Raw genomic sequence first — 23172 nt, 5'->3', positions numbered from 1 at the left:
TGATTCAGCCCACGACGGGGCGCGACGGACAGCGGCAGGCAGGCCTCATCGTCGCGCTGCCGGCAGGCTGGCCGGGGTCAGGCAATAGTGGCTGATCAGTTGACGCAACAGCTGGACGGTCGGCGCGATGCGCGCCAGTTGCAGGTACTCACCTGGCTGATGGGCGCAGGCGATATCGCCCGGCCCCAGCACCAGGGTCTGACAACCCAACTGTTGCAGGTAAGGCGCCTCGGTGCCGAAGGCCACCGCCTCGGCGGCATGCCCGGTGAGGCGCTCGGCGAGGCGCACCAGCTCACTGTCAGCCGGCTCCTCGAAGGGCGGCACACCGGGAAACAGCGGCCCGTAGTCGATACGCACCTGATGCTGGTGGGCAATCGGCTGCAATTTCTCGCGAATCGCCGCACGCAACCACTCGGCATCCATACCCGGTAGCGGGCGCAGGTCGAACTCCAGCGAACACTGCCCGCAAATGCGGTTGGGATTGTCGCCCCCATGGATGCAGCCGAAGTTGAGCGTCGGCTGCGGCACGGAAAACTGCGCATTGCGAAAGGTGTCCTGCCACTGCCCGCGCAGCGCGCGCAGCGCACTCATCACGTCATGCATGGCTTCCATGGCATTGCGGCCCAGGCTGGGATCGGAGGAATGACCGCTTTGCCCGAGGATGTCGATGCGCTCCATCATCACCCCCTTGTGCAGGCGAATCGGCCGCAATCCAGTCGGCTCGCCGATCACCGCGGCACGCCCCAGGGGGCGGCCAGCGTCCGCTAGGGCCCGCGCGCCACTCATCGAACTCTCTTCATCACAGGTGGCCAGCACCAACAGCGGCTGCTGCAACGGCTGGCCCTGCAAGCCACGCACGGCCTCGATGACCAGCGGAAAGAAGCCCTTCATGTCGCAAACGCCCAGGCCGACCCAACGGTCGCCCTGTTCGCTCAGGCGCAACGGGTCGCTCTGCCAGAGCGCCGCGTCGAAAGGTACGGTATCGGAATGTCCGGCCAGTACCAGGCCACCCGGGCCACTGCCCAGGCTGGCCAACAGGTTGGCCTTACCCGGCGCTACCGACTGGATCTCGCAACTGAAGCCCAGCTCGCCCAGCCAGGCGGCCAGCAGCTCGATGACCGCCAGGTTGGACTGATCCCATCCAGGCTGGGTGCAACTCACCGAAGGCGCGGCGATCAGCGCAGCGAATTGTTCCTTGAGGGGTGGTAGCGACATCGGCGCTCTCCGCGAGTGATGGCCCATGATAGGGCGATCACTCGCGCCGAGGAAACCGCCAATCAGGTGAAGATGCTGCGCAACACGAAGAAGAACACGATCGACAGGAAAGCCCCTACCGGCAGGGTGATAACCCAGGACATGAAGATCGAACCGATCACGCCCAGGTTCAGCGCACCAATACCCCGCGCAATACCTACCCCCAGCACCGCACCCACCAGAGTGTGCGTGGTGGATACCGGCAGGCCGATAGCCGAAGCGCCGACTACCGTCGTCGCAGTAGCCAGTTCGGCGGCAAAGCCACGGCTCGGCGTCAACTCGGTGATTTCCTTGCCGATAGTAGCGATCACCTTGTAGCCATAGGTGGCCAGGCCAATCACGATACCCACCGCACCGAGCAGCAACACCCAGCTCGGCAGCGCCGCCTTGGCACCGACTGCTTCGCCACCGGACTGGATCACCCCGACGATGGCTGCCAGCGGGCCTACCGCGTTAGCCACATCGTTCGAGCCATGGGCAAAGGCCATGGAGCAGGCGGTAAAGATCATCAGCACGGCAAACACTTTTTCCACGCTGGCATAGTGGAAGTCCTTGTCGGCTTCGGCATCCACGCGAATACGACTCAGCAGGGCCACACCCAGCAGCATCACCGCCACACCAATCCCCACGGCCAGCAGGAAACCCTCGAAAGGCGACAGGTTGAGGCCGATATGCTTGAGCCCCTTGGTTACCGTCATGATGCTGACCATGAAGCCGGTGGCAAACATGTACAGGGGCACGAAACGCTTGGCATTGAGGAACGGGTTATCGGTATCGATGATCAGCTTCTGCACGCTGACGAAAATCCCGAAAGCGACCAGGCCGGAGAGCACCGGCGAAACGACCCAACTGGCGACGATGGGGCCAACGCCCTCCCAGTGCACCGCGTCCATGGAGATGCCCACGGCGGCAAAACCGATGACCGCACCGACAATCGAGTGCGTAGTGGATACTGGCCAGCCACGTGTGGAGGCAATCAGCAGCCAGGTGCCGGCAGCCAATAGCGCCGACATCATGCCCAGCACCATCAGCTGTGGCGGGATGACCGAGGCATCGACAATGCCACTTTTGATGGTTTCGGTGACTTGCCCGCCCGCCAGGTAGGCGCCCGCGAACTCGAAGACCATGGCGATGATAATCGCCTGCTTGATGGTCAGTGCACGTGAACCCACCGAGGTACCCATGGCATTGGCTACATCGTTGGCGCCGACGCCCCAGGCCATGAAGAAACCGAACAGGCAGGCGAGCACCAGGAGTACGAGGCCGTAATCCGCGATAAGAGTCATAACAGTTAAATCCGTAATAGCCAGAAAGAACACTGGCGCTTAGCGCGCCAGCAACTGTTCCAATCGGTTGCCGACGCGCTCGGCGCGATCGGCCACATCACCGACCCAGTCGATGATCTTGTAGAGAAACATCACGTCGACCGGAGGCAGTTCCTTTTCCAGCGCATAGAGGGCACGACGCACCTCGATCTGCATGCGGTCGGTATCCCGCTCGATAGCTTCCAGCTCCTCGACCATGGACTCCACCAGGGTCGCTTCACGACCGCCAAAACCGGTCTCCAGCAGCTCATCCAGCTCGTTCATGGCCTTCAGCGCCTGCGCGCTGGCATCCACGGCACGTTTCACATAGGCCAGCATCTGCGGCTGCAGGCTATGCGGAATATGCATCTGCCGGCCGAGCATCAGCCCGGCAATGTCCTTGGCGCGGTTGGCAACTTTGTCCTGTACACTCAGCAGCTCCAGCAAGTCCGAGCGCGGCACGGGCAGGAACAGGCTCTTGGGCAGGTGCAGACGCACGCTTTTCTTCAGCTTGTCGGCCTCGTGTTCCAGGCGCGCCATTTCCTGCTGCACCTGTTCGACCTTGGCCCAGTCAGCGGCCATCACCGCCTCGAAGAAGGGCACCAGGTTGGCGGCACATTCGTGCGCCGTGGCGATATGGCGCTGCATCGGCCCGATGGGCGAGCGACCGAACAGGCTGACAAAGGGATTGATTGGCATAAGAGGGCAAGCCCCGCTATTGAGAAGGGCGCAAGTATAAAGCTCGCCCCCAGGCCTCGCCAGCAGGCTGTAACCTGACGTTAACACTTTATTTGCAGGCAAGACCTCGACCATCATGGGCAAAGAAACCGAAATCAAACTGCGCGCCAGCCAGGCCACCCTGCAGACGCTACGTGATCATCCGCTGCTGAAAAAACGCAACAAGTCCGGCTGGCAACGGGTCGAACTGTTCAACCAGTACTACGACACCGCCGCCCGCGACCTGGCGCACGCCCGCGTAGCGCTGCGCGTACGGCGTGATGGCGAACAGTTGATCCAGACCCTGAAAAGCCGTGGCAACAGCGTGGCCGGGCTATCCGAACGCAACGAATGGGACTGGATGCTGGGCAGCGCGCAGCTCGATCTGACGCTGCTCGACGACAGCTGCTGGCCGGCCAGCCTGGCCAACCTGGACAAACGCCAGCTGCAGCCAATCTTCCGCACCGACTTCGTCCGCGAGAAGGCGGAAATCGCCTGGGGTCGCGGCAAGACGCGGGTGGTCATCGAGGCCGCCCTTGACCAGGGCCAGGTGATCGCCGGCAGCCAGAGCGAGGCCATCAGCGAGCTGGAACTGGAACTGCGCCAGGGTGAACCCGCCGCCCTTCTCGAGCTGGCCGTGGAGCTGGCGGCCAGCCTGCCGCTGATGCCCTGTGATATCAGCAAGGCCGAACGCGGCTACCGCCTGTTCGACGCGGACAGCTACGACAACCTACCCACACTGCCCAGCCTGAGCGCCGAGTGCAGCCTTGACCAGGCCTTTGCCGAGCTGGCCTGGCACCTGCTGGGCAGCAGTCAGCGGCTGGCCGAGCAGTACCGGCATAGCGGCCACTGGCGCCAGCTGCAGCATTGGCTGCAACAACTGATCGACCTGCGCGCCCTGCTCGCCAGCCTGGGCCAAGCCGCCCCCCGCAGCAGCAGCCGCATGCTGCGCGAAGGCCTGGATGCCCTGCTCGCCGACTGGCGGCCACGCCTGCAGGCCGGCGGCGAAGATGAACAGGTACGCCAACAGGCGGTGGCGCAGTTCGCCGCAGAGCTGCAGAACACCCGCTGGGGCCTGCTCTCCCTGCAGCTCTCGCAATGGCTGTGGCTGCGCGCCTGGACCGTCAACCGCACGGCCCGCGGTACCCGCCAGGGCCAGGCCGCCCTGGCCAGCTGGCTGCCCCGCCTGTTGAGCGAAGAAGCCGGCGAACTGCGCCTGCCACGCTACCTGCACGAACCGGCTGCACTGGCCGAACAACTGCCCCGCCTCGACCGCCTATGTGCCTGGCTGCGTCTGGCACGCGGCACGCTGCCCCTGGAGGAGAGCGACCGCCTGTATGGCGAGCTGCACAAGCTGCAACAACTGGCCGCCCAATCGAACGCCGACAACGAGCAACGTCGCCTGCAGGCGCAGACTGTGGCCGGCCTCAAGGCCTGGAAGCAACTGATCCGCTAAGCTGGCGCGGCGCACCGGCACAAGGAGTTCGCATGTCCAACCTCGCACCCACCGCGCCCGACCGCTGGCTCGACCTCAACGACCTGCTGCGCCTGCTGGTCGAGCAGGGCCGGCTCAGCCCGGCCAATGCCGAGCAGTGCCTGAACCTGCGCCGCGCCAGCAGTGCCGCCAGTGCCCAGCACCCGCTGGAATTCATCGCCGCGCAACAGCTGGACGACCTGGCCCACCCCGGCCGCCGCCTGGAACTGGAAGGACTGACTCTGTGGCTGGCCGAACTGGCCGGCCAGCCCTACCTGCGCATCGACCCGCTAAAGATCGACGTCGCCGCCACCACGGCACTCATGTCGCATGCCTTCGCGCAACGCCACAAAATCCTCGCCGTAGCGGTGGACAGCGAACAGATCAGCATTGCCAGCGCACAACCCTTCGTCAGCAGCTGGGAAGCCAACCTGGCGCATATCCACAAGCGACCGATCCACCGGGTAGTGGCCAATCCTGCGGACATCCAGCGATTTACCAACGAGTTCTACCGCCTGGCACGCTCGGTCAGCGGGGCCAGCAGCAACGAACAGAAAATCACCGGCATCGGCAACTTCGAGCAGCTGCTCAGCCTCGGCGCCAGCGATCAGGAGCCGGATGCCAACGACGCGCATATCGTCAATATCGTCGACTGGCTGTTCCAGTACGCCTACCAGCAGCGCGCCAGCGACATTCACATCGAGCCGCGCCGCGAGCAGGGCAACGTACGCTTTCGCATCGACGGCGTGCTGCACAACGTCTACCAGTTCCCGCCGCAGGTCACCATGGCCATGGTCAGCCGCCTGAAAACCCTCGGGCGCATGAACGTCGCGGAAAAACGCAAGCCGCAGGACGGCCGCATCAAGACCAAGACCCCGGACGGTGGCGAGGTGGAGCTGCGCCTGTCGACCCTGCCCACCGCCTTCGGCGAGAAGCTGGTGATGCGTATCTTCGACCCCGAAGTGCTGCTCAAGGGCTTCGACCAGCTGGGCTTTTCCGCTGACGACTTGCGCCGCTGGCAGAGCATGACCAGCCAGCCCAACGGCATCATCCTGGTTACCGGCCCCACCGGCTCGGGCAAGACCACCACCCTGTACACCACGCTCAAGCAACTGGCCACCGACGAAGTGAATGTCTGCACCATCGAAGACCCCATCGAGATGATCGAGCCGGCCTTCAACCAGATGCAGGTACAGCACAATATCGACCTGAGCTTCGCCAGCGGCGTGCGCGCGCTGATGCGCCAGGACCCGGACATCATCATGGTCGGCGAGATCCGCGACCTGGAAACCGCGGAAATGGCCATCCAGGCGGCACTCACCGGCCACCTGGTGCTGTCGACCCTGCACACCAATGACGCGCCCAGCGCAATTAGCCGCCTGCTGGAGCTGGGCGTGCCCTACTACCTGCTCAAGGCCACGCTGCTCGGCGTCATGGCGCAGCGTCTGGTGCGCACCCTGTGCCCGCACTGCAAGGCCCCGCAGGAACTGGATGCTGAAGACTGGCAGGCACTCACCCGGCCGTGGAGCGCACCGCTGCCGAGCAGCGCGCAACGCGCTGTCGGTTGCCTGGAGTGCCGCGATACCGGCTACCGAGGGCGCGCCGGGGTCTACGAAATCATGCTGTTGTCGGACAGCATGAAGCAGCTGATCCAGCCCGACACCGATATCAGCGCCTTGCGCCGCCAGGCGTTCAAGGAAGGCATGCGCAGTCTGCGCCTGTCCGGCGCACAGAAGATCGCCGCCGGACAGACCACCATCGAGGAAGTGCTGCGCGTCACCCCGCAAAGCGAGCAGCGCTGAGTAGGCTGCTGGCCATGTGCCAGGCAGCGACTAGACTGCAAGGCACCTTCCCGTTTGCCAGGTCGCCATGTTCGTTGCATGCCCCCTTCACCGCCGGCTGGCCAAGCTGGCCTGCCTGCTGGTCTGCCTGGTGGCCGGCCCGGCCGAAGCACGCGTGGACGTCAGTCAGGCAAATAGCGGTTATCTGGGGCGCCAGCTGTACCTGGGACCCGCCAGCGGCAAGGATCTGCAGACACTCAGCCAGGCGCAGGCCAGCGGTCAACTACAGCGTAGCCAACAGGCCAGCCCAGGCATGGGGTTCCTGCTCGATGTGCAGATTCCCCCGATAGCGCGCTGTACCTGCGCGTCGCTACCGCTGATGCGTTGATCCTGCCGATGCGCCTGCTCGACAGCCAACAGGTCGACCTGGCACAACAGCTCAGCCAGTACAGCTATGGCGCCCTGTACGGCTTTCTGCTGGCACTGATCGCCTATAACCTGATGTTGTATGCCGGCCTGCGCGAAACCAGCAACCTCTACTACTCGCTGTACCTGGCCACGTTCATTCTCCTCAACCTGTCCTACACCGGCCATGCCGGAGCCTGGCTGTGGCCGGATTCGCTGTACCTCAAGCGCTACTCCACCCTACTGCTGATGATGGCCCTGGCCTGGACCGGCTTGCGCTTTGCCCGGCACTTTCTCGACCTGGCCAGCCACGCACCGCGCCTCGACCAGGCTCTGCGTCATGGCAGCCGCCTGGCCGTGCTGCTGCTGATCCTTTGCGTACTGGCCGACTGGCACGCCCTGGCCAATCACCTAGCCTTCGCCAGCGTACTGCTGTACACCCTGCTGATGGTCGCCGCAGGCTGGCTCAGCCTGCATCATGGTCGCGTTGCCGCACGTTATTTCCTCGCCGCGACGCTGTGCGGCATGCTCGGCACGGCACTGACCGACCTGGCCGTGTGGGGGGGTAATCCCCTTCAACCCACTGACCTATCGGGCCGTCGACCTGGGCATTCTGCTCGAAGCCAGCCTGCTGGCCCTGGCCCTGGCCTACCAGATGCGCCAGCATCAGCAAGCCCGTCGCCAGGCAGAAAGCCTGGCCCGCCAGGACCCGCTGACCGGGCTGCTCAATCGCCGTGCCTTTCTCGAACAGGGCCAGCAACTGTGGCAGGACAGCCAGCGCCATGCTCGAAACATATCTGCGAACGGCGATTGAGCTCGCTGCGATTGGCCAGGCCGGTCAGCACATCGGTGCTGGACTTGTGTTGCAAACGGCGATTGAGTCGCCGCAAGCGACGAATCCAGAACAGGTTGCTGAGCAACACCAGGGCAAATACCAGTGTCACCTGCGCGGCCAGCCGATAATTGGTTGGCGACTCGATACGGATGGGCACATGGCGATTGACGATGGCATTGACCTCGGCCGGCGTCAGGCTGGCAATCGCCAGGTTGAGCAGATCACGCAACAGCGGCTCGCTGCGCAGCACGCCGATACGGAAGAGGTTATCGAAACCTTCTACCTGGCCGGCAATCTTCAGGTTGAACCAGCCTTCCTGCTTGATGGTATAGGCGGCCACGGTCAGTGAACGCATGGTCAGTTCGGCTTCACGCTGATTGACCAGTGACAGCGCCTGCGCCTCGTTCTGCGTATGGACAATCTGCAACCCTGGGTACTGGCGACGCAGGCGCTCCTCGATCGAGGTACCGCTGGGCAAAGCCACCCGTGCGCCAACCAGCGCCGCAAGATCACGCACCGGCGGATACTCCTCGCGACTGATCAACACATTGACGTCGTTGAACAAGGGCTCAGTGAATAGCAACCAGGCATCACGCTCCGCTGTCTGGTTGAGAAAACTGAGCAACTGGCAGCGCCCAGCCCGCGAGGCCGCCAGCGAAGCCTCCCAGTCGGCCGTGGGCAGAATCCGCAGCCGCAAGCCGGCGCGCTCGGCGACCAGGCGCAGCAGGTCGGCAGCAATCCCCTGATGCTCACCACGCGCATCGATGATCTCGAACGGCTGCCAATCCGGGTCGACACACAGGCTGACTTCTGGATTGCGGCGCAGATAGTCGCGCTGCGCCTCAGTCAGTGGCAACGCAGCACTCAGCGGCAGGCTGAGCAAAAGCAGAGAAAGGACAAGGAGACGCAACGGACACCTGCGGCAGGAAAAGGTCGGTCATGGCAGAGTCTAGCCAGTCGGCGGGCGGCTTGTCGCCTGCCCGCTACGCACCCGCAGCCAGCACGCGCGCGCCGCGCCGGCAACTCAGCGTAAGCCGGCCAGCTGCTGGGGCTTGCAGTTGAAGTAGGCCGCGTTGCGTGCCCAGGCCTGACGCGGATGCCAGGCAAACAGGAATTGCCCGCCCTTGAGCTTGTCGACCACCATGCGCGCCACTTCCGGGCGCACCGCCGGACAGCCCAGGCTGCGCCCAATGCGCCCCTGGCTTTGCGCCAGGCGCGGATCGACGTAAGGCGCCCCGTGAATGACGATGGCCCGTTCGCGGGCACGGTCGTTGACCCCCGGTTGCAAACCATCCATACGCAACGAATAGCCATGCTTGCCGTGATAGCTTTCGGCGGTACGGAACAGGCCCAGGCTGGTCTGATAGCTACCCAGGCTATTGGAAAACTGCGTCGCGTAGTTCTCCCCGGAACGCCGGCCATGCGCCACGTAATCGCGCAACAGGACGCGCTTGCGCTGCAGGTCGAAGAGCCACAGGCGACGCTCGGTAGAAGGACGGGAATAATCGATGACGGCCAAGCGCTGCGCCGCCGGCTGGCCATTGTTCACCGCACACTGCATGGCCGCCAGGGCATGCCGCAGGACTTCGCGATCCAGCCCCGGTGCCGCACGCGACAGCTCGTTGAATAGCGGCGAGGCCGCCTGCCGCACATTGCTGGCAGCCTGTGCAGGCAGCCACAACAGGCCGGACAGGGCCAGACAGCCGATGAATTGGCCGAACAAACGGATCATGCGTGGAGAGCCCCAGAAAAAAGACGCGCCGTGACATCCTGTCTTGTTGGTCTACTTGCTTATACTTCATGGCAGCGCGGCCCTGCACCAGCAGGCCCGTCACTGTGCCACGGATTGGAGCGAGCGATTGTACAAAAAACATGCAGCCTGCCTAGGGCTACTGGTCGGTTTACTGCTTCCAGTATCCCTGCTGGCCAATCAACAGGCTACCCAGGATGCCCTGCGCGAGGCCTTTTCCGGCCACGCCACGGCTTGTACTGCGGCGCTGCCGGCTGTGGCCCTGCAGGCTCCCGGCCTGCTTCACGAGTTCTATGCCCAGCGACAATTTGTCCCGCTCTGGCAAGACGCGGGCCGTCGCCTGGATCTGCTGCATGAACTGCAGCAACTGGCTGACGACGGCCTCGATCTTACCCCCTACCAGCTTTCCCTGCTGCAAGCGCAACTACAGCGCCAGGCGGACAGCCAGGCCGAGGCGTGCGCCGAGCTGCTGGCCAGCCACAGTTACCTGCTGGCACTCCAACACCTTTACCAGGGGCGCCTGCCGCTTGAGCAGCGCGAGAGCCTGTGGCGCGCGGAAAGCCTTCCTGCCAGCACACGTCCCAGCCTGCTGAGCATTGCCTGGCAAGGCCTGGACAAGGTAGCCAACGCCTTTGCGGCCGCCCGCCCCAGCCAGTCGCACTATCTGCAACTGCGCCGCGCCTATGCCAGCCTGCGCCAACAGAGCCCCGCAGAGTGGCCGCTCATCGAGGCCGGACGCCTGCTCAAGCCGGGCATGCACGACCCGCGCATCCCTATCCTGATCCAGCGTCTGCAGGCCGACGGCTACCTGCCCGCCGATACGCCCAGCGCGACCTTGTACAGCGAAAGCGTGGCCAGCGCCGTACGCCAGTTCCAGCAACTGCATGGCCTGCAGGACGACGCCATCATCGGCGCCGACACCCTGGCGGCCCTCAACCAGCCGTTCGCCGCGCGCCTTGAGCAGCTGCGCGCCAACCTTGAACGCTGGCGCTGGCTGAGCGCCGAGATGGAGCCTGACCTGCTGCTGGTGGACATCGCCGGCGGCCTGCTCAGCTACTACCAGGGTGGCCAACTGCAATGGCAGGGGCGTACCCAGGTCGGCCGCGCCGTACGCCAGACCCCGCAGCTCAAATCACGGGTCAACCGCCTGACCCTCAATCCGACCTGGACCGTCCCGCCGACCATCCTGCGCGAAGACAAGCTGCCGGAAATTCGCCGCGACATCGAATTCCTCGCGCGCAACGACCTGCAGGTACTCGACCAGCAGGGCAACCTGCTGGAGCCCTACTTCATCGACTGGCAACGTCCCGGACCGATCATCCTGCGCCAGGCCGCCGGGCCGCGGAACCCACTGGGAAAACTGGCCATCCGCTTCCCCAACCCGTTCTCCGTATACCTGCACGACACCCCCAGTCAGCGCCTGTTCGAGAAATCACCACGCGCGTTCAGCTCCGGCTGCGTGCGGGTCGAAGGCATCCTGCAGTTGCTCCCGCTGCTGCTTGACGAAGCGGAGCGCGCGCCACTGGCTGCACGCCTGGACAGCGGCAAGACCAGCCAGTACAACCTGCGCCAGCCGGTCACTATCCTCATGGCCTACTGGACGGCAGCGGTGGATGAACAAGGGCGGCTGATCCTGCGCAAGGACATCTACGCACGCGATGCCCAGCTATCGGCCCGCCTGCGCCAGGCCCACTGATCGAGGACGCGGCGAAGCAGGCCCAGTGCCAGCATGCGCGCCGCGCTAGACTGCCTATCAACTAGTCACAAGGAGTGTTGCCATGGAGCTTGCCAGTGTCGTTTTTCTCTTCGTCGGGCTTGCCATCGCCATCATTTTCATGGGGTTCAAGGTCGTCCCGCAGGGCGACCAGTGGACAGTCGAACGCTTCGGTCGCTACACGCACACCCTGCGTCCCGGACTGAACATCATCATCCCGGTGATGGATCGTATCGGCCGCAAACTCAACGTCATGGAAACCGTGCTGGATGTCCCGCCCCAGGAAGTGATCAGCGCCGACAATGCCATCGTGCAGATCGATGCGGTGTGCTTCTATCAGGTGATCAATGCCGCGCAGGCCGCCTATGAGGTCAACAACCTCGAACACGCCATCCGCAACCTGGTGATGACCAATATCCGCACCGTACTCGGCTCCATGGAGCTGGACGCCATGCTCAGCCAGCGCGACGCGATCAACGAGCGCCTGCTCAAGACCGTGGACGAAGCCACCGCCCCCTGGGGCATCAAGATCACCCGCATCGAGATCAAGGACATCAGCCCGCCCGCCGATCTGGTCGAAGCCATGGCCAGCCAGATGAAGGCTGAACGACTCAAGCGCGCGCAGATCCTCGAAGCCGAGGGCAAGCGCGCCGCGGAAATTCTCACCGCCGAGGGCGAGAAGCAGGCGCAGATTCTCAAGGCCGAGGGTGAGCGCCAGGCAGCCTTCCTCGAAGCCGAGGCCCGCGAGCGCGCCGCGCAGGCGGAAGCCGAGGCTACGCGCATGGTGTCCGAGGCGATTGCCCGAGGCAATGTGCAGGCAGTCAACTATTTCGTCGCGCAGAAATACGTGGACGCCCTGGGCAAGCTGGCCAGCGCCAACAACAGCAAGGTCGTGCTGATGCCGCTGGAGGCCAGCCAGGTGATTGGCGCAGTCGGCGGTATCGGTGAGATCGTCAAGGCCACCTTCAACGCGCGGGAAGGTCAGTAAGCATGCTTGAGTACTTGCAGAACCTGACATTCTGGGACTGGCTGGCCTTCGGCACCCTGCTCCTGATCCTCGAAGTGTTCGGCACCGGTGGCTACCTGCTGTGGATGGGCATTGCCGCAGCCGGCGTTGGCCTGCTCGGCTACCTGTTTCCCGAACTGCCCTGGGCGGCGCAATACATTCTGTTCGCGCTGTTTTCGTTGTGCACCGCCATCGTCTGGTGGCGGCGCCAGCGCAGCAGCCAGGCCCGCAGCAGTGACCAGCCCGGGCTTAACCAGCGCGGCAGCGAACTGCTCGGACGCACCTTCACCCTGCATGAGGCGATAGTCGCCGGGCATGGCAAGATCAAAGCCGGCGATAGCCTCTGGCTGGTGGCCGGGAACGACCTGCCAGCCGGTGCAACGGTACGCGTGGTCAGCCAGCAAGGCGTGATCCTGCACGTCGAAGCCTGCTGACCTCTCACTCTCTTGGCAAGGAGCCACCATGCACGACCCCATCCCTCTGCTGCGCGCCATCTTCATCGCCGCCATTGCCTTCAACCTGTTCTGGCTGGGCGACGATGCCCTGCGCACCCTCAGCGGTTTTTCCTTCTACGAATTGCTGCCTGAGCCGCTGATGCGCCTGCTCAGCACCCTGCAAAGCGTGATCTACCTACTGATGAACCTGTTTCTACTGCTCCTGCTGCCCCGCCTGCAACTCAAGCCGGCTGACTGAGCAACTGTTGGCTGAGACGACAGGCCTGATTACTGGTAGGCGTCCATCGGCACACAGGCACAGAACAGGTTACGGTCGCCGTAGACGTTGTCGACACGGTTCACCGCCGGCCAGTACTTGTGCGCGCGGGTATGCGCGCTGGGCGTCACCGCCTCGGCGATGCTGTAGGGACGATCCCAGGCTGCCGTGACATCGGCCAGGGTATGCGGTGCGTGCTTGAGCGGGTTGTTGTCCGCCGGCCACTCGCCACGCGCCACCTTGGCGATCTCTTCGCGGATGCACAGCATGGCTTCGATGAAACGATCCAGCTCGTGCTTGGACTCGCTCTCGGTGGGCTCGATCATCAGCGTGCCAGGCACCGGGAAGCTCATGGTCGGCGCATGGAAGCCATAGTCCATGAGACGCTTGGCCACGTCCTCCTCGCTGATTCCGGTCTCCGCCTTGAGCGGCCGCAGATCGAGGATGCACTCATGCGCCACGCGGCCATTACGACCGCTGTAGAGCACCGGATAGGCCTCGCCCAGCGCGGTCGCCAGGTAGTTGGCGTTGAGGATCGCCACTTCGGTGGCATCACGCAGCTGTGGCCCCATCATGGCGATATACATCCAGCTGATCGGCAGGATGCTCGCACTGCCCCAGGGTGCCGCACTCACCGCACCATTGCCCGGATTGGGCCCGTGCAGCGGCACCACCGGGTGATTGGCGACAAAGGGCGCCAGGTGCGCCTTGACGCCAATCGGCCCCATGCCCGGACCACCCCCGCCATGTGGAATGCAGAAGGTCTTGTGCAGGTTCATGTGCGACACATCCGCGCCGATATCGGCCGGACGCGCCAGGCCAACCTGGGCGTTGAGGTTGGCGCCGTCCATGTACACCTGGCCGCCATGGCTGTGGATCAGCGCGCAGATCTCGCGGATGCCCTCCTCGTAGACCCCGTGGGTGGAGGGATAGGTGATCATCAGGCAGGACAGCTGCTCACCGGCTTGCGCGGCCTTGGCCTGCAGGTCGGCAAAGTCGACGTTGCCCTGCTCGTCGCAGTTGACCACCACCACACGCATGCTGGCCATCTGTGCCGATGCCGGGTTGGTGCCATGTGCCGAGGCCGGGATCAGGCAAATGTTGCGATGCCCCTCGCCACGGCTCTCATGGTATTTGCGAATCGCCAGCAGACCGGCGTACTCGCCCTGCGCCCCGGAGTTGGGCTGCATGCTGATGGCGTCGAAGCCGGTAATGGTGCACAACCAGGCTTCCAGCTCGTCGATCATCAGGCGGTAGCCCTCGGCCTGCTCGCGCGGCACGAAGGGGTGCAGGTTGGCGAATTGCGGCCAGGTGATCGGAATCATCTCGCTGGTCGCGTTGAGCTTCATGGTGCAGGAACCCAGCGGAATCATCGCCTGGTTGAGCGCCAGGTCCTTGTTCTCCAGCTGCTTGAGGTAACGCAGCATCTCGGTTTCGCTGTGATGGCTGTTGAACACCGGGTGTTCGAGGAACGCCGACTGGCGCTGCAGCGTGGCCGGAATGCCGGCGGGCAGGCTGCCGGCATCCAGCACGTCGACCTGCAGACCATGCGCTTCGCCGAGGAACAGGTCGAACAGGTTGGCCAGGGTGTCGGCGTCGCAGGTTTCGTCCAGGCTGACCCCCAGGCGACGCTCGTCGATGATCCGCAGATTGATGCACTGGATATGCGCACGGGCGAGGATCTCCGCCTGGCGTGCGCCGACATCCACGGTCAGGGTATCGAAGAACTGCCGGTTAAGCGGCGGCAAACCAGCCTGGGTCAGCCCCGCGGCCAGGATGGCAGTCAGCCGGTGGACCCGCTGGGCAATCCGCTTGAGCCCCTGCGGGCCATGGTAAACGGCATAGAAACTGGCGATATTGGCCAGCAGCACCTGCGCGGTACAGATGTTCGAGTTGGCCTTCTCGCGGCGGATGTGCTGCTCGCGGGTCTGCAGCGCCAGGCGCATGGCGTTGTTGCCGCGGGCATCCTTGGACACACCAATGATGCGCCCCGGCAGGGCACGCTTGTATTCGTCACGACAGGCGAAGAAGGCCGCATGCGGGCCGCCATAGCCCATCGGCACGCCAAAGCGCTGCGCCGAGCCGAACACCACATCGGCGCCCAGCTCGCCGGGCGGCGTCAGCAGCACCAGGCTGAGGATGTCGGCGCTGACGCAGGCCAGTGCCTGCTGGGCATGCAGCTGCTCGATCAGCGGCTGGATATCGCGGATCTCGCCGTAGGTATCCGGGTACTGCAGCAGGCCACCGAATACCTGATGGTTGCCGAGGTTATCCGGCGTATCGACCACCACCTCGAAACCAAAGGCTTCGGCGCGGGTCTGCACCACGGAAATGGTCTGCGGGTGGCAGTTCTGGTCGACGAAGAACAGGTTGCTCTTGCTCTTGGCCACGCGCTTGGCCATGGCCATGGCCTCGGCCGCCGCGGTGGCTTCATCGAGCAGCGAGGCACTGGCCAGGTCGAGGCCGGTAAGGTCGATGCTCAGTTGCTGGAAATTCAGCAGCGCCTCCAGGCGGCCCTGAGCGATTTCCGGCTGGTACGGGGTATAGGCGGTATACCAACCCGGGTTTTCCAGCACGTTGCGCAGAATCACTGTCGGCGTCAGGGTGCCGTGGTAGCCCATGCCGATCAGGCTGGTCCACAGCTCATTCTGCGCGGCATAACCGCTGAGCTTGGCCAGTGCGGCCTGCTCGTCCAGCGCGGCCGGCAGGGCCAGCGGCGCCTGCAGGTGAATGGCGGGCGGTACGGTCTGAGCGATCAGGGCGGCACGGCTGTCCAGCCCCAGGCGTTGCAGCATGGCCTGCTGCTCGGTGGCATCCGGCCCCAGGTGGCGCTGCAGGAAGGCATCGGCTTGCTGCAACTGGGCCAGCGAAGGATTTTGCGACATGCGGGGTGACCTCAAGAAAAGACAAAGCCCCGACAAGTCAGGGCTTTGCACACAGCAGGGAATCAGGCGTCGGCTTCAGCCGCAGCCCGGTAGCCATCGGCATCGAGCAACGCATCCAGCTCGCTGACATCACTCGGCTTGAGCTGGAAGAACCAGCTGCCATAGGGATCGCTATTGACCAGCTCGGGGTTGTCGACCAGCGCCTGATTGACTGCCAGTACTTCGCCCGCCAGCGGTGCGTAAATGTCCGATGCGGCCTTCACCGACTCCACTACACCGGCTTCCTGGCCGGCGGCCAGCTGGGCGCCGACTTCCGGCAGCTCGACGTAGACCACGTCGCCCAGGGCTTCCTGGGCATGATCGGAGATACCCACGAACACCGTGCCATCATTTTCCAGGCGCGCCCATTCGTGGCTCGCGGCATAACGCAGATCAGCGGGGATATTGCTCATGCTTGTGTCCTCAAGAAAGCGCCGGCAGCCTGGCCACCGGCAAAAAAGGGAATTCAGATCAGCGCTTTGCCATGGCGCACGAAGTTCGGCTGAACGACACGCACCGGATACCACTTACCACGGATTTCCACTTCAGCACGCTCGCCGGTGGCCAACGGCACGCGGGCCAGGGCAATCGACTTGCCCAGGGTCGGGGAAAAGCTGCCGCTGGTGATCTCCCCCTCGCCCACGCCTTCGACACGCACCACCTGGTGGGCGCGCAGCACGCCACGCTCTTCCAGCACCAGGCCGACCAGCTTGCTGGCCACGCCGGCCGCGCGCTCGGCCTGCAAGGCCTCGCGGCCAATGAAATCACGCGAGGCCGGTTCCCAGGCAATAGTCCAGGCCATGTTGGCGACCAGCGGCGACACCTGCTCGTCCATGTCCTGGCCATACAGGTTCATGCCGGCTTCCAGGCGCAGCGTATCGCGTGCCCCCAGACCAATCGGGGCGATGCCGGCGCCCAGCAGCTCGCCGAGGAAGTCCACCGCTTCACTGGCCGGCAGGATGATCTCCAGGCCATCTTCACCGGTGTAGCCGGTGCGTGCGATGAACCATTCGCCATCGGCCAGGCCCTGGAAAGGCTTGAGGCTGTGGATCAGTTCGGCGCGCGACGGGCTGACCAGCTCGGCGGTGCGGGCACGTGCGTGCGGGCCCTGAATGGCCAGCATGGCCAGCTCGGCACGCTCACGCAGCTCCACCGCATAGTCGCCAAGCTGCGACTGCATCCAGGCCAGGTCCTTATCGCGGGTGCCGGCATTCACCACCAGGCGATAGCCGTGCGGCGTCAGGTAGACGATCAGGTCATCGATCACCCCGCCTGCGGGGTTGAGCATGGCGCTGTACAGAGCCTTGCCCATCGTCTGCAGGCGCTCGACGTCATTGGCCAGCAGGTGTTGCAGCCAGGCCTTGGCCTGCGCACCGCAGACATCCACCACGGTCATGTGCGAGACATCGAACACCCCGCAGTCGCGACGCACCTGATGGTGCTCCTCGACCTGCGAGCCGTAGTGCAGCGGCATATCCCAGCCGCCGAAATCGACCATCTTGGCGCCCAGGGCGACATGTTGGTCGTAGAGAGGTGTGCGCTGTCCCATGCATGACTCCGCAAGTACCGGGTTTCAGGTGGCGCGCATTGTAGCCGCAACCCCCCGCCCGGTCATCCCGCCTGACCGATGCGCTCAGCGACGGGATCGGCGAATCAGTAGCACCACCGGCAACAGGCCAACCAGCACCAGGGTCAGTGCCGGCAGCGCGGCACGCGCCCATTCGCCCTCGCTGGTCATCTCGAATACCCGCACAGCCAGGGTATCCCAGCCGAATGGGCGCATCAGCAGGGTGGCCGGCATCTCCTTGAGCACATCGACGAACACCAACAGGGCGGCAGACAGCACCCCGGGCAGCAACAGCGGCAAATAGACGCGCAGGAACAGCCGCCAGCTACCCACCCCGAGGCTGCGCGAGGCTTCCGGAAGCGACGGACGGATACGCCCCAGGGCGTTTTCCAGCGGGCCGAAGGCCACCGCCATGAAACGGATCAGATAAGCCAGTAACAGGGCACCGACACTCCCCAACAACAGCGGCTTGGCCGCGCCACCCAGCCACTGCGAAAGCGGGATGACCAGCTGGTTATCCAGGTAGCTGAAGGCCAGCATGATCGACACGGCCAGCAGCGAACCCGGCAACGCATAGCCCAGGTTGGCCAGGCCGACCGCCGCACGCACCGGCCGGCGCGGCGCCAGGCGCAGGGCAAAGACCAGCAACAAGGCCACGGTGACCGTGAGCAATGCCGCCATGCCGCCCAAGTACAGGGTATGCAGGATCAACGCCGTGTACCGCTCATCCAGGTCAAAACGCCCGCGCTGCCAGAACCATACCAGCAACTGCAGGAGCGGAATAATGAAGGCACACAACAGCACCAGGCCACACCAGGCACTGGCCGCCCAGGCCCGCCAGCCGCGCAGGCGATACAGCGCCTTGCTGCGTGGCCGCTCGTTGGCGCTGCGCACATGGCCGCGCGCGCGCTTCTCGCCATATAGCACCAGGGCGACGAACAACAGCAACAGGCTGGCCAGCTGGGTGGCGCTGGACAGGCTGTAGAAGCTGTACCAGGTCTTGTAGATGGCCGTGGTGAAGGTATCGAAATTGAATACTGCGACCGCGCCGAAATCGGCCAGGGTCTCCATGATCGCCAGGGCCAGGCCGGCACCGATGGCCGGGCGCGCCATCGGCAACGCCACCCGCCAGAAGGCCTGCCAGGGTGACAGACCGAGGACCCGTGCCGCTTCCATCAACCCCTTGCCCTGGGCCAGGAAGGCACCACGCGCCAGCAGGTATACATAGGGATAGAAGACCAGCACCAGCACGATGATCACCCCGCCGGTGGAGCGCACCCGCGGCAGGCGCAGGTCACTGCCCAGCCACTCGCGCAGCAGCGTCTGCAACGGCCCGGCAAAGTCCAGCAGACCGACAAACACGAAAGCCAGCACATAGGCGGGAATGGCAAACGGCAGCATCAGCGCCCAATCCAGCCAGCGCCGCCCGGGAAACTCACAAAGGCTGGTCAGCCAGGCCAGGCTGACACCCAGCAGGGTCACCCCCACGGCCACCCCGAGCACCAGCACCAGGGTATTGCCGATCAACCGTGGCAACTGGGTTTGCCAGAGATGCGCCCAGATCGTCGCGTCGACCTCATGCCAGGACAACAGCAGCACCGACAGCGGCAGCAGCACCAGGGCCGCAATGGCACAGACGATGGGATACCAGCGGTACTGAACGGGATGGGCCACGCAGACTCCTCGGCGCAGAAAAGACCACGCCCCGGACCGGCCGGGGCGCAGCAGTATAACCGCAAGCAGGGGCTGTTACGGCTTGCGGAAAGTCAAGCCCGAGCGGGATAGCGGAACAATTCGGCCTCCCGCCGGCAGACTTATTTCCAGCCGGCGCGATCCATCAGCATGGTCGCTTCGGCCTGGCGCTTGCCGGCCACTTCCATGGCTACGGCATCGGCCTTGAACTCACCCCAGGCCGCCACTTCGGCAGACGGCTTGATCGCCGGGTTGGCCGGGTATTCCTGGTTGGCATCAGCGAACAGGTTCTGCGCCTCGGCACTGGTCATCCACTCCAGCAGTTTCTGCGCTTCGGCGGCATGCGGCGCATGCAGGGTCACACCGGCACCGGACAGGTTGACGTGTACGCCACGGTCAGCCTGGTTCGGCCAGAACGGCTTGACCTTGAGGCCCGGCTGCTGCTTGGCCAGACGACCGTAGTAATAGGTGTTGGCAATACCCACGTCGCACTGCCCGGCATCGATGGCCTGCAGCAGCGCCGTGTCGTCGGCGAATACATCAGTCGCCAAGTTGTTGATCCAGCCCTTGACGATCTGCTCGGTCTTTTCCGCGCCATGGGTTTCGATCAGCGTGGCGGTCAGCGACTGGTTGTAGACCTTCTTGCTGGTACGCAGGCACAGGCGGCCTTCCCACGACTTGTCGGCCAGCGCTTCGTAGGTCGACAGTTCTTCCGGCTTGACGCGTTCCGGCGAGTAGAAAATGGTCCGGGCGCGCAGCGACAGGCCCGTCCAGGCACCGGTGCTGGAACGGTACTGCGCGGGAATGTTGGCTTCGATGACCGGCGAAGCGAGGGACTTCAGGACACCTTCCTGCTCGGCCTGCCAGAGGTTGCCGGCATCCACGGTGATCAGCAGGTCAGCCGGGGTGTTCTGCCCTTCGGCCTTGAGGCGGGCCAGCAACGGCGCCTCCTTGTCGGTGATGAACTTTACCTTGACCCCGGTCTTCGCGGTGTAGGCGTCAAACACCGGCTTGATCAGCTCATCGATCCGCGCGGAGTAGACCACGACTTCATCGGCAGCAAACGCCGGAGCGGCCAGGGCGGAAAGTGTCAGTGCAGCGAGAAGCGTCTTGCGAACCTGCATGGGAGTCCCCTCGATAGGTAAAATTCGAGGGTGATAATAGTGAATCCTATTTGCCTTCTCAATAAAACTTGTGCGACAGGCTGTCACGCCTGCCTAGCGCTGCGCTAGCTCACCCCGCGCACGCCGCACCACTTCATCTCGGACCAGTTCGGCCATGCGCTGGCGCGGGTCCTCGCGCACCGCCTGGCCACGGTGATACAGCAGAGTGACCGCGAAGGGACCGGTCCCGGTGGCCAGCACCGCAACATTATCCGGGCTGATGGTGGCTCGGCCGAGGTGCCGCGCCACCGGCCAGCGCAGGTCACCATAGGCGTGGTAGACCAGCTCGGAACAGACGATACGGTCGGTGGTTTCCACATCGAAGTTGAAGTCGTAGGCCTTGCCTACCTGGCGCAAGGTCTGCAACACCACGTCACGGCGCTGTGCCGGGCTGAGTTGCTCGTGGCGCAGCACCGCCAGGTCATCGACATTCAGGAAGTGCTTGAGTTTGCTCATGCTCACCCCGGCGCGCAGGGCCTCGACCACGCCACGGCCCTTGCGGATATCCTTGTGGTAGCGCCGCACCAGCGGATGCTCCCAGAGCCCAAGCTCGCGTAGCTGCTGCTCATTACCCACCCACACCGCCACATGTCCCCAATGCCCGGGGATAAAGGCATCGGTCAGACGGAACGGGGTTTTCTCCAGGAGAATGTCGCCCGGTTGCAGGCTGCCATACACCTCCAGCAGCACCTCCCGCCGGTCATATAGCTTGCCGCGGCGCGTTTCCACCAGGCCCACGGCATTGCCGAACAGCAGGCTGGAGAAGTTGACGCCTTCGTTCTTCAGCAGGTTCAGGGTGTCCAGCGAATAGCCACTGTAGAAGTCCACCAACCCACCCACGTAACCCACCGGGCGGAACTGACCGATCAGCCGCCGCGACGGGCTCTGTTCGATCAGCCCGCGTAGGTAGCGATGCTGCTCATCGTCCAGCACAGCCAGCTGTGCGGCATGTGCGTCCAGCCAGTCCAGGCCGCGCCGCACGCGGGCACGCTTGAGCGGCGAATTGAAGGAGCGCTCGATGCGATTGAGCGCGCCGGCCGGCAAGGCGAAGCCACTGTCACGGCGATTGAGGTGCTGACGGATTTCCAGGTTGCTGCTGTACAGCGTGACCACGGTCAGGTAGTTGTCGTAGAGCAGCAGCGCCGCCGCCAGCGACATGCCGATACCGCTGGCCTGCACCTGCGCTTGGGCGGCGTCGCCGGGCAACTCGCGCTCCAGCCAGCACTCATGCTCGCGGGCCAGCGCCAACAGCGCCTGGCGCTGCGCCAGCAACTGCGCGGCGCCTTCGTTGAGGCGACGCAGGTCGCCGCCGGACAACGGCTCGCCGGCCTGCTCGCGGGCTTTCAGTTGACGGAAGAACACCAGGGCACGGGCGCGCAGGCTGAGGTTCTCCTCGACCAGCAGTTGAAAACGCTCGACCTTGGCAGCCATCGCCGGCGCACTGTCCAGCGCCGGCCCGCGCTGCCCGAGGCACAGCCCCAGTGGCGCCGCATGGGCCAGCCCGGCGCCCAGCCACAGGCACAGCCCGACCACTATCCACCCGAAAACACCCGGCTTGCCTGGCATACCCACCTCCCTGTCGATCGGCAGGCATTCTAGCCGGCCAGCGCAACGCCCATTCGGCAACACATCACGCGGCCACCATAAAGCGCGCAATCAGGGGCGGGACAGCTCCGGCAGGTCGCCACTCAGGCCCAGTGCCTGGCGCACGAACAACGCCTTGGCTTCGGCCAGGCCATCGACCAGGTTCAGCCCGCTGTTGCGCAACCAGCGCACGCTCAGCGGGTCAGCCTGGAACAGGCGCTGGAAGCCTTCCATGGCGGCCATCATGGCCAGGTTGTGCGGCATGCGCCGCCGCTCGAAACGACTCAAGGTCTTCTCGCTGGCCAGCGGTTCGCCACGGCGCAACGCATGCAGCAACACCTCGGCCAGGGTGGCGGCATCCAGAAAGCCTAGGTTGACGCCCTGCCCGGCCAGCGGGTGGATGGTATGCGCGGCATCACCGATCAACGCCAGGCCAGGCTGGATATAGCGCTTGGCATGCCGCTGGCGCAACGGAATGCACAGCCGCGGATCGACCTCCAGTACCTCGCCGAGGCGCCATTCAAAAGCCTTGCCCAACGCCTGGCGGAACGCCTGGTCGTCCAGCGCCATCAGACGCCGGGCTTCTTCCGGCACAGTCGACCAGACGATCGAGCACCAGCGCTCATCCTCGCCCCGGCGCAACGGCAGGAAGGCCAGCGGGCCGTCATCGGTAAAGCGTTGCCAGGCCGTAGCCTGATGCGCGTCGGCGCAGCGTACGCTGGTCACGATGGCGTGATGCAGGTAGTCCCACTCGCGGGTGGCACAGCCGGCCATCTGCCGCACGCTGGAATTGGCACCATCGGCAGCCACCAGCAAGGGCGTACGCAGTTGCCGGCCATCGACCAGCTGCAACAGCCAGTCATCGCCATCCCGGCGCAACTGTTCAAGGCGTGCATTGGGCAACAGGCCAACCTCACTGTCGAACAAGGCTTCCAGCAGGGCATCCTGCACCACACGGTTTTCGACGATATGCCCGAGGCTCTCGGCATGCACGCTGGCCGCGGAGAAGTGGATGCTGCCAGTACCGGAGCCGTCCCATACCTGCATCTGCGCATAAGGGCTGGCCCGCCTGGCCTGCACGCCCGGCCAGACCTGCAAACGTTCCAGCAGGCGCTGGCTGGCCATCGACAGGGCGCTGACCCGTGGCTCGAAAGGCGCTTCGCCGCTGAACGGACGTACCGCCATCGAGCCGCCATCCAGGAGCAGGATATTCAGGCCGCTGTCCTTGAGCGCCAGGGCCAGGGCGCTGCCCACCATCCCCGCGCCCACGATGATCAGATCCGCTTGCATC

18 protein-coding genes and 2 pseudogenes are annotated in these 23172 nt (G+C 64.6%); 8 read left to right on the top strand and 12 right to left on the bottom strand.

The window, feature by feature from the left end; translation table 11 throughout:
* Positions 1-45: 45 nt before the first annotated feature.
* From argE to CFY91_RS02995, 3 genes are all read right to left on the bottom strand, one after another.
* A complete protein-coding gene (gene argE / locus CFY91_RS03005) occupies positions 46-1215 on the bottom strand; it encodes an acetylornithine deacetylase (RefSeq protein ID WP_093984865.1) in 1170 nt (389 codons plus the stop codon).
* A gap of 62 nt (positions 1216-1277) precedes the next feature.
* Positions 1278-2540: an inorganic phosphate transporter gene (locus CFY91_RS03000; RefSeq protein ID WP_093984864.1), complete on the bottom strand. Its 1263-nt coding sequence runs from the start codon at positions 2538-2540 to the stop codon at positions 1278-1280.
* 39 nt (positions 2541-2579) lie between these two features.
* A complete protein-coding gene (locus CFY91_RS02995; RefSeq protein ID WP_093984863.1) occupies positions 2580-3257 on the bottom strand; it encodes a TIGR00153 family protein in 678 nt (225 codons plus the stop codon).
* Between the two features lie 115 nt (positions 3258-3372).
* Between CFY91_RS02995 and CFY91_RS02990 the strand changes: the two genes are divergently transcribed.
* The 4 genes and pseudogenes from CFY91_RS02990 to CFY91_RS16365 all read left to right on the top strand — a co-directional run.
* Positions 3373-4731: a CYTH domain-containing protein gene (locus tag CFY91_RS02990; protein WP_093984862.1), complete on the top strand. Its 1359-nt coding sequence runs from the start codon at positions 3373-3375 to the stop codon at positions 4729-4731.
* A 32-nt stretch (positions 4732-4763) separates the two neighbouring features.
* Positions 4764-6551 (top strand): type IV pilus assembly ATPase TfpB, encoded by a 1788-nt coding sequence (gene tfpB / locus CFY91_RS02985; RefSeq protein WP_093984861.1) that lies wholly within the window; start codon positions 4764-4766, stop codon positions 6549-6551.
* Between the two features lie 67 nt (positions 6552-6618).
* Positions 6619-6918 (top strand): hypothetical protein, encoded by a 300-nt coding sequence (locus CFY91_RS02980; RefSeq protein ID WP_093984860.1) that lies wholly within the window; start codon positions 6619-6621, stop codon positions 6916-6918.
* Positions 6919-6926: 8 nt separating this feature from the next.
* Positions 6927-7487: pseudogene (locus CFY91_RS16365) on the top strand (7TM-DISM domain-containing protein); the annotation flags it as partial.
* Between the two features lie 233 nt (positions 7488-7720).
* Here CFY91_RS16365 and CFY91_RS02970 read toward each other — a convergent pair.
* Positions 7721-8680, bottom strand: a pseudogene (locus tag CFY91_RS02970) (transporter substrate-binding domain-containing protein); the annotation flags it as partial.
* 114 nt (positions 8681-8794) lie between these two features.
* A complete protein-coding gene (locus tag CFY91_RS02965; RefSeq protein ID WP_093984857.1) occupies positions 8795-9502 on the bottom strand; it encodes a murein L,D-transpeptidase catalytic domain family protein in 708 nt (235 codons plus the stop codon).
* 127 nt (positions 9503-9629) lie between these two features.
* Between CFY91_RS02965 and CFY91_RS02960 the strand changes: the two genes are divergently transcribed.
* The 4 genes from CFY91_RS02960 (at position 9630) to CFY91_RS02945 (ending at position 12933) form a co-directional block, all read left to right on the top strand.
* Positions 9630-11216 (top strand): L,D-transpeptidase family protein, encoded by a 1587-nt coding sequence (locus CFY91_RS02960; RefSeq protein ID WP_093984856.1) that lies wholly within the window; start codon positions 9630-9632, stop codon positions 11214-11216.
* 82 nt (positions 11217-11298) lie between these two features.
* Positions 11299-12222, top strand: coding sequence for an SPFH domain-containing protein (locus CFY91_RS02955; protein ID WP_093984855.1), 924 nt, complete (start codon positions 11299-11301; stop codon positions 12220-12222).
* A gap of 2 nt (positions 12223-12224) precedes the next feature.
* The gene (locus CFY91_RS02950; RefSeq protein ID WP_093984854.1) at positions 12225-12674 is read left to right on the top strand and encodes an NfeD family protein; all 450 of its coding nucleotides are present in this window, start codon (positions 12225-12227) and stop codon (positions 12672-12674) included.
* Positions 12675-12702: 28 nt separating this feature from the next.
* Entirely contained in the window at positions 12703-12933 is a 231-nt protein-coding gene (locus CFY91_RS02945; RefSeq protein WP_093984853.1) for a hypothetical protein, read from the top strand.
* 29 nt (positions 12934-12962) lie between these two features.
* Here the strand turns inward: CFY91_RS02945 and gcvP are convergent, their stop codons facing one another.
* The 7 genes from gcvP to CFY91_RS02910 all read right to left on the bottom strand — a co-directional run bounded on the left by gcvP (position 12963) and on the right by CFY91_RS02910 (position 23171).
* Positions 12963-15836: an aminomethyl-transferring glycine dehydrogenase gene (gene gcvP / locus CFY91_RS02940; RefSeq protein ID WP_093984852.1), complete on the bottom strand. Its 2874-nt coding sequence runs from the start codon at positions 15834-15836 to the stop codon at positions 12963-12965.
* Between the two features lie 62 nt (positions 15837-15898).
* Positions 15899-16288, bottom strand: a complete 390-nt coding sequence (gcvH, locus tag CFY91_RS02935; RefSeq protein ID WP_093984851.1) for a glycine cleavage system protein GcvH — start codon at positions 16286-16288, stop codon at positions 15899-15901.
* 53 nt (positions 16289-16341) lie between these two features.
* Entirely contained in the window at positions 16342-17424 is a 1083-nt protein-coding gene (gcvT, locus tag CFY91_RS02930; RefSeq protein WP_093984850.1) for a glycine cleavage system aminomethyltransferase GcvT, read from the bottom strand.
* A gap of 84 nt (positions 17425-17508) precedes the next feature.
* Positions 17509-19116 (bottom strand): ABC transporter permease, encoded by a 1608-nt coding sequence (locus tag CFY91_RS02925; protein WP_093984849.1) that lies wholly within the window; start codon positions 19114-19116, stop codon positions 17509-17511.
* Positions 19117-19256: 140 nt separating this feature from the next.
* Complete coding sequence (locus CFY91_RS02920; RefSeq protein ID WP_093984848.1) at positions 19257-20258, bottom strand: extracellular solute-binding protein; 1002 nt, start codon at positions 20256-20258, stop codon at positions 19257-19259.
* Positions 20259-20351: 93 nt separating this feature from the next.
* Entirely contained in the window at positions 20352-21863 is a 1512-nt protein-coding gene (locus CFY91_RS02915) for a YiiX/YebB-like N1pC/P60 family cysteine hydrolase (RefSeq protein WP_093984847.1), read from the bottom strand.
* A 90-nt stretch (positions 21864-21953) separates the two neighbouring features.
* A complete protein-coding gene (locus CFY91_RS02910; RefSeq protein ID WP_093984846.1) occupies positions 21954-23171 on the bottom strand; it encodes a 2-octaprenyl-3-methyl-6-methoxy-1,4-benzoquinol hydroxylase in 1218 nt (405 codons plus the stop codon).
* Between the last annotated feature and the right edge of the window lies 1 nt (position 23172).

This window comes from Pseudomonas fluvialis (genome assembly GCF_002234375.1).
GTDB lineage: Bacteria > Pseudomonadota > Gammaproteobacteria > Pseudomonadales > Pseudomonadaceae > Aquipseudomonas > Aquipseudomonas fluvialis.
The sequence above is the reverse complement of the archived record's forward strand: the minus strand, read 5'-3'. Positions and strand labels throughout refer to the sequence as shown.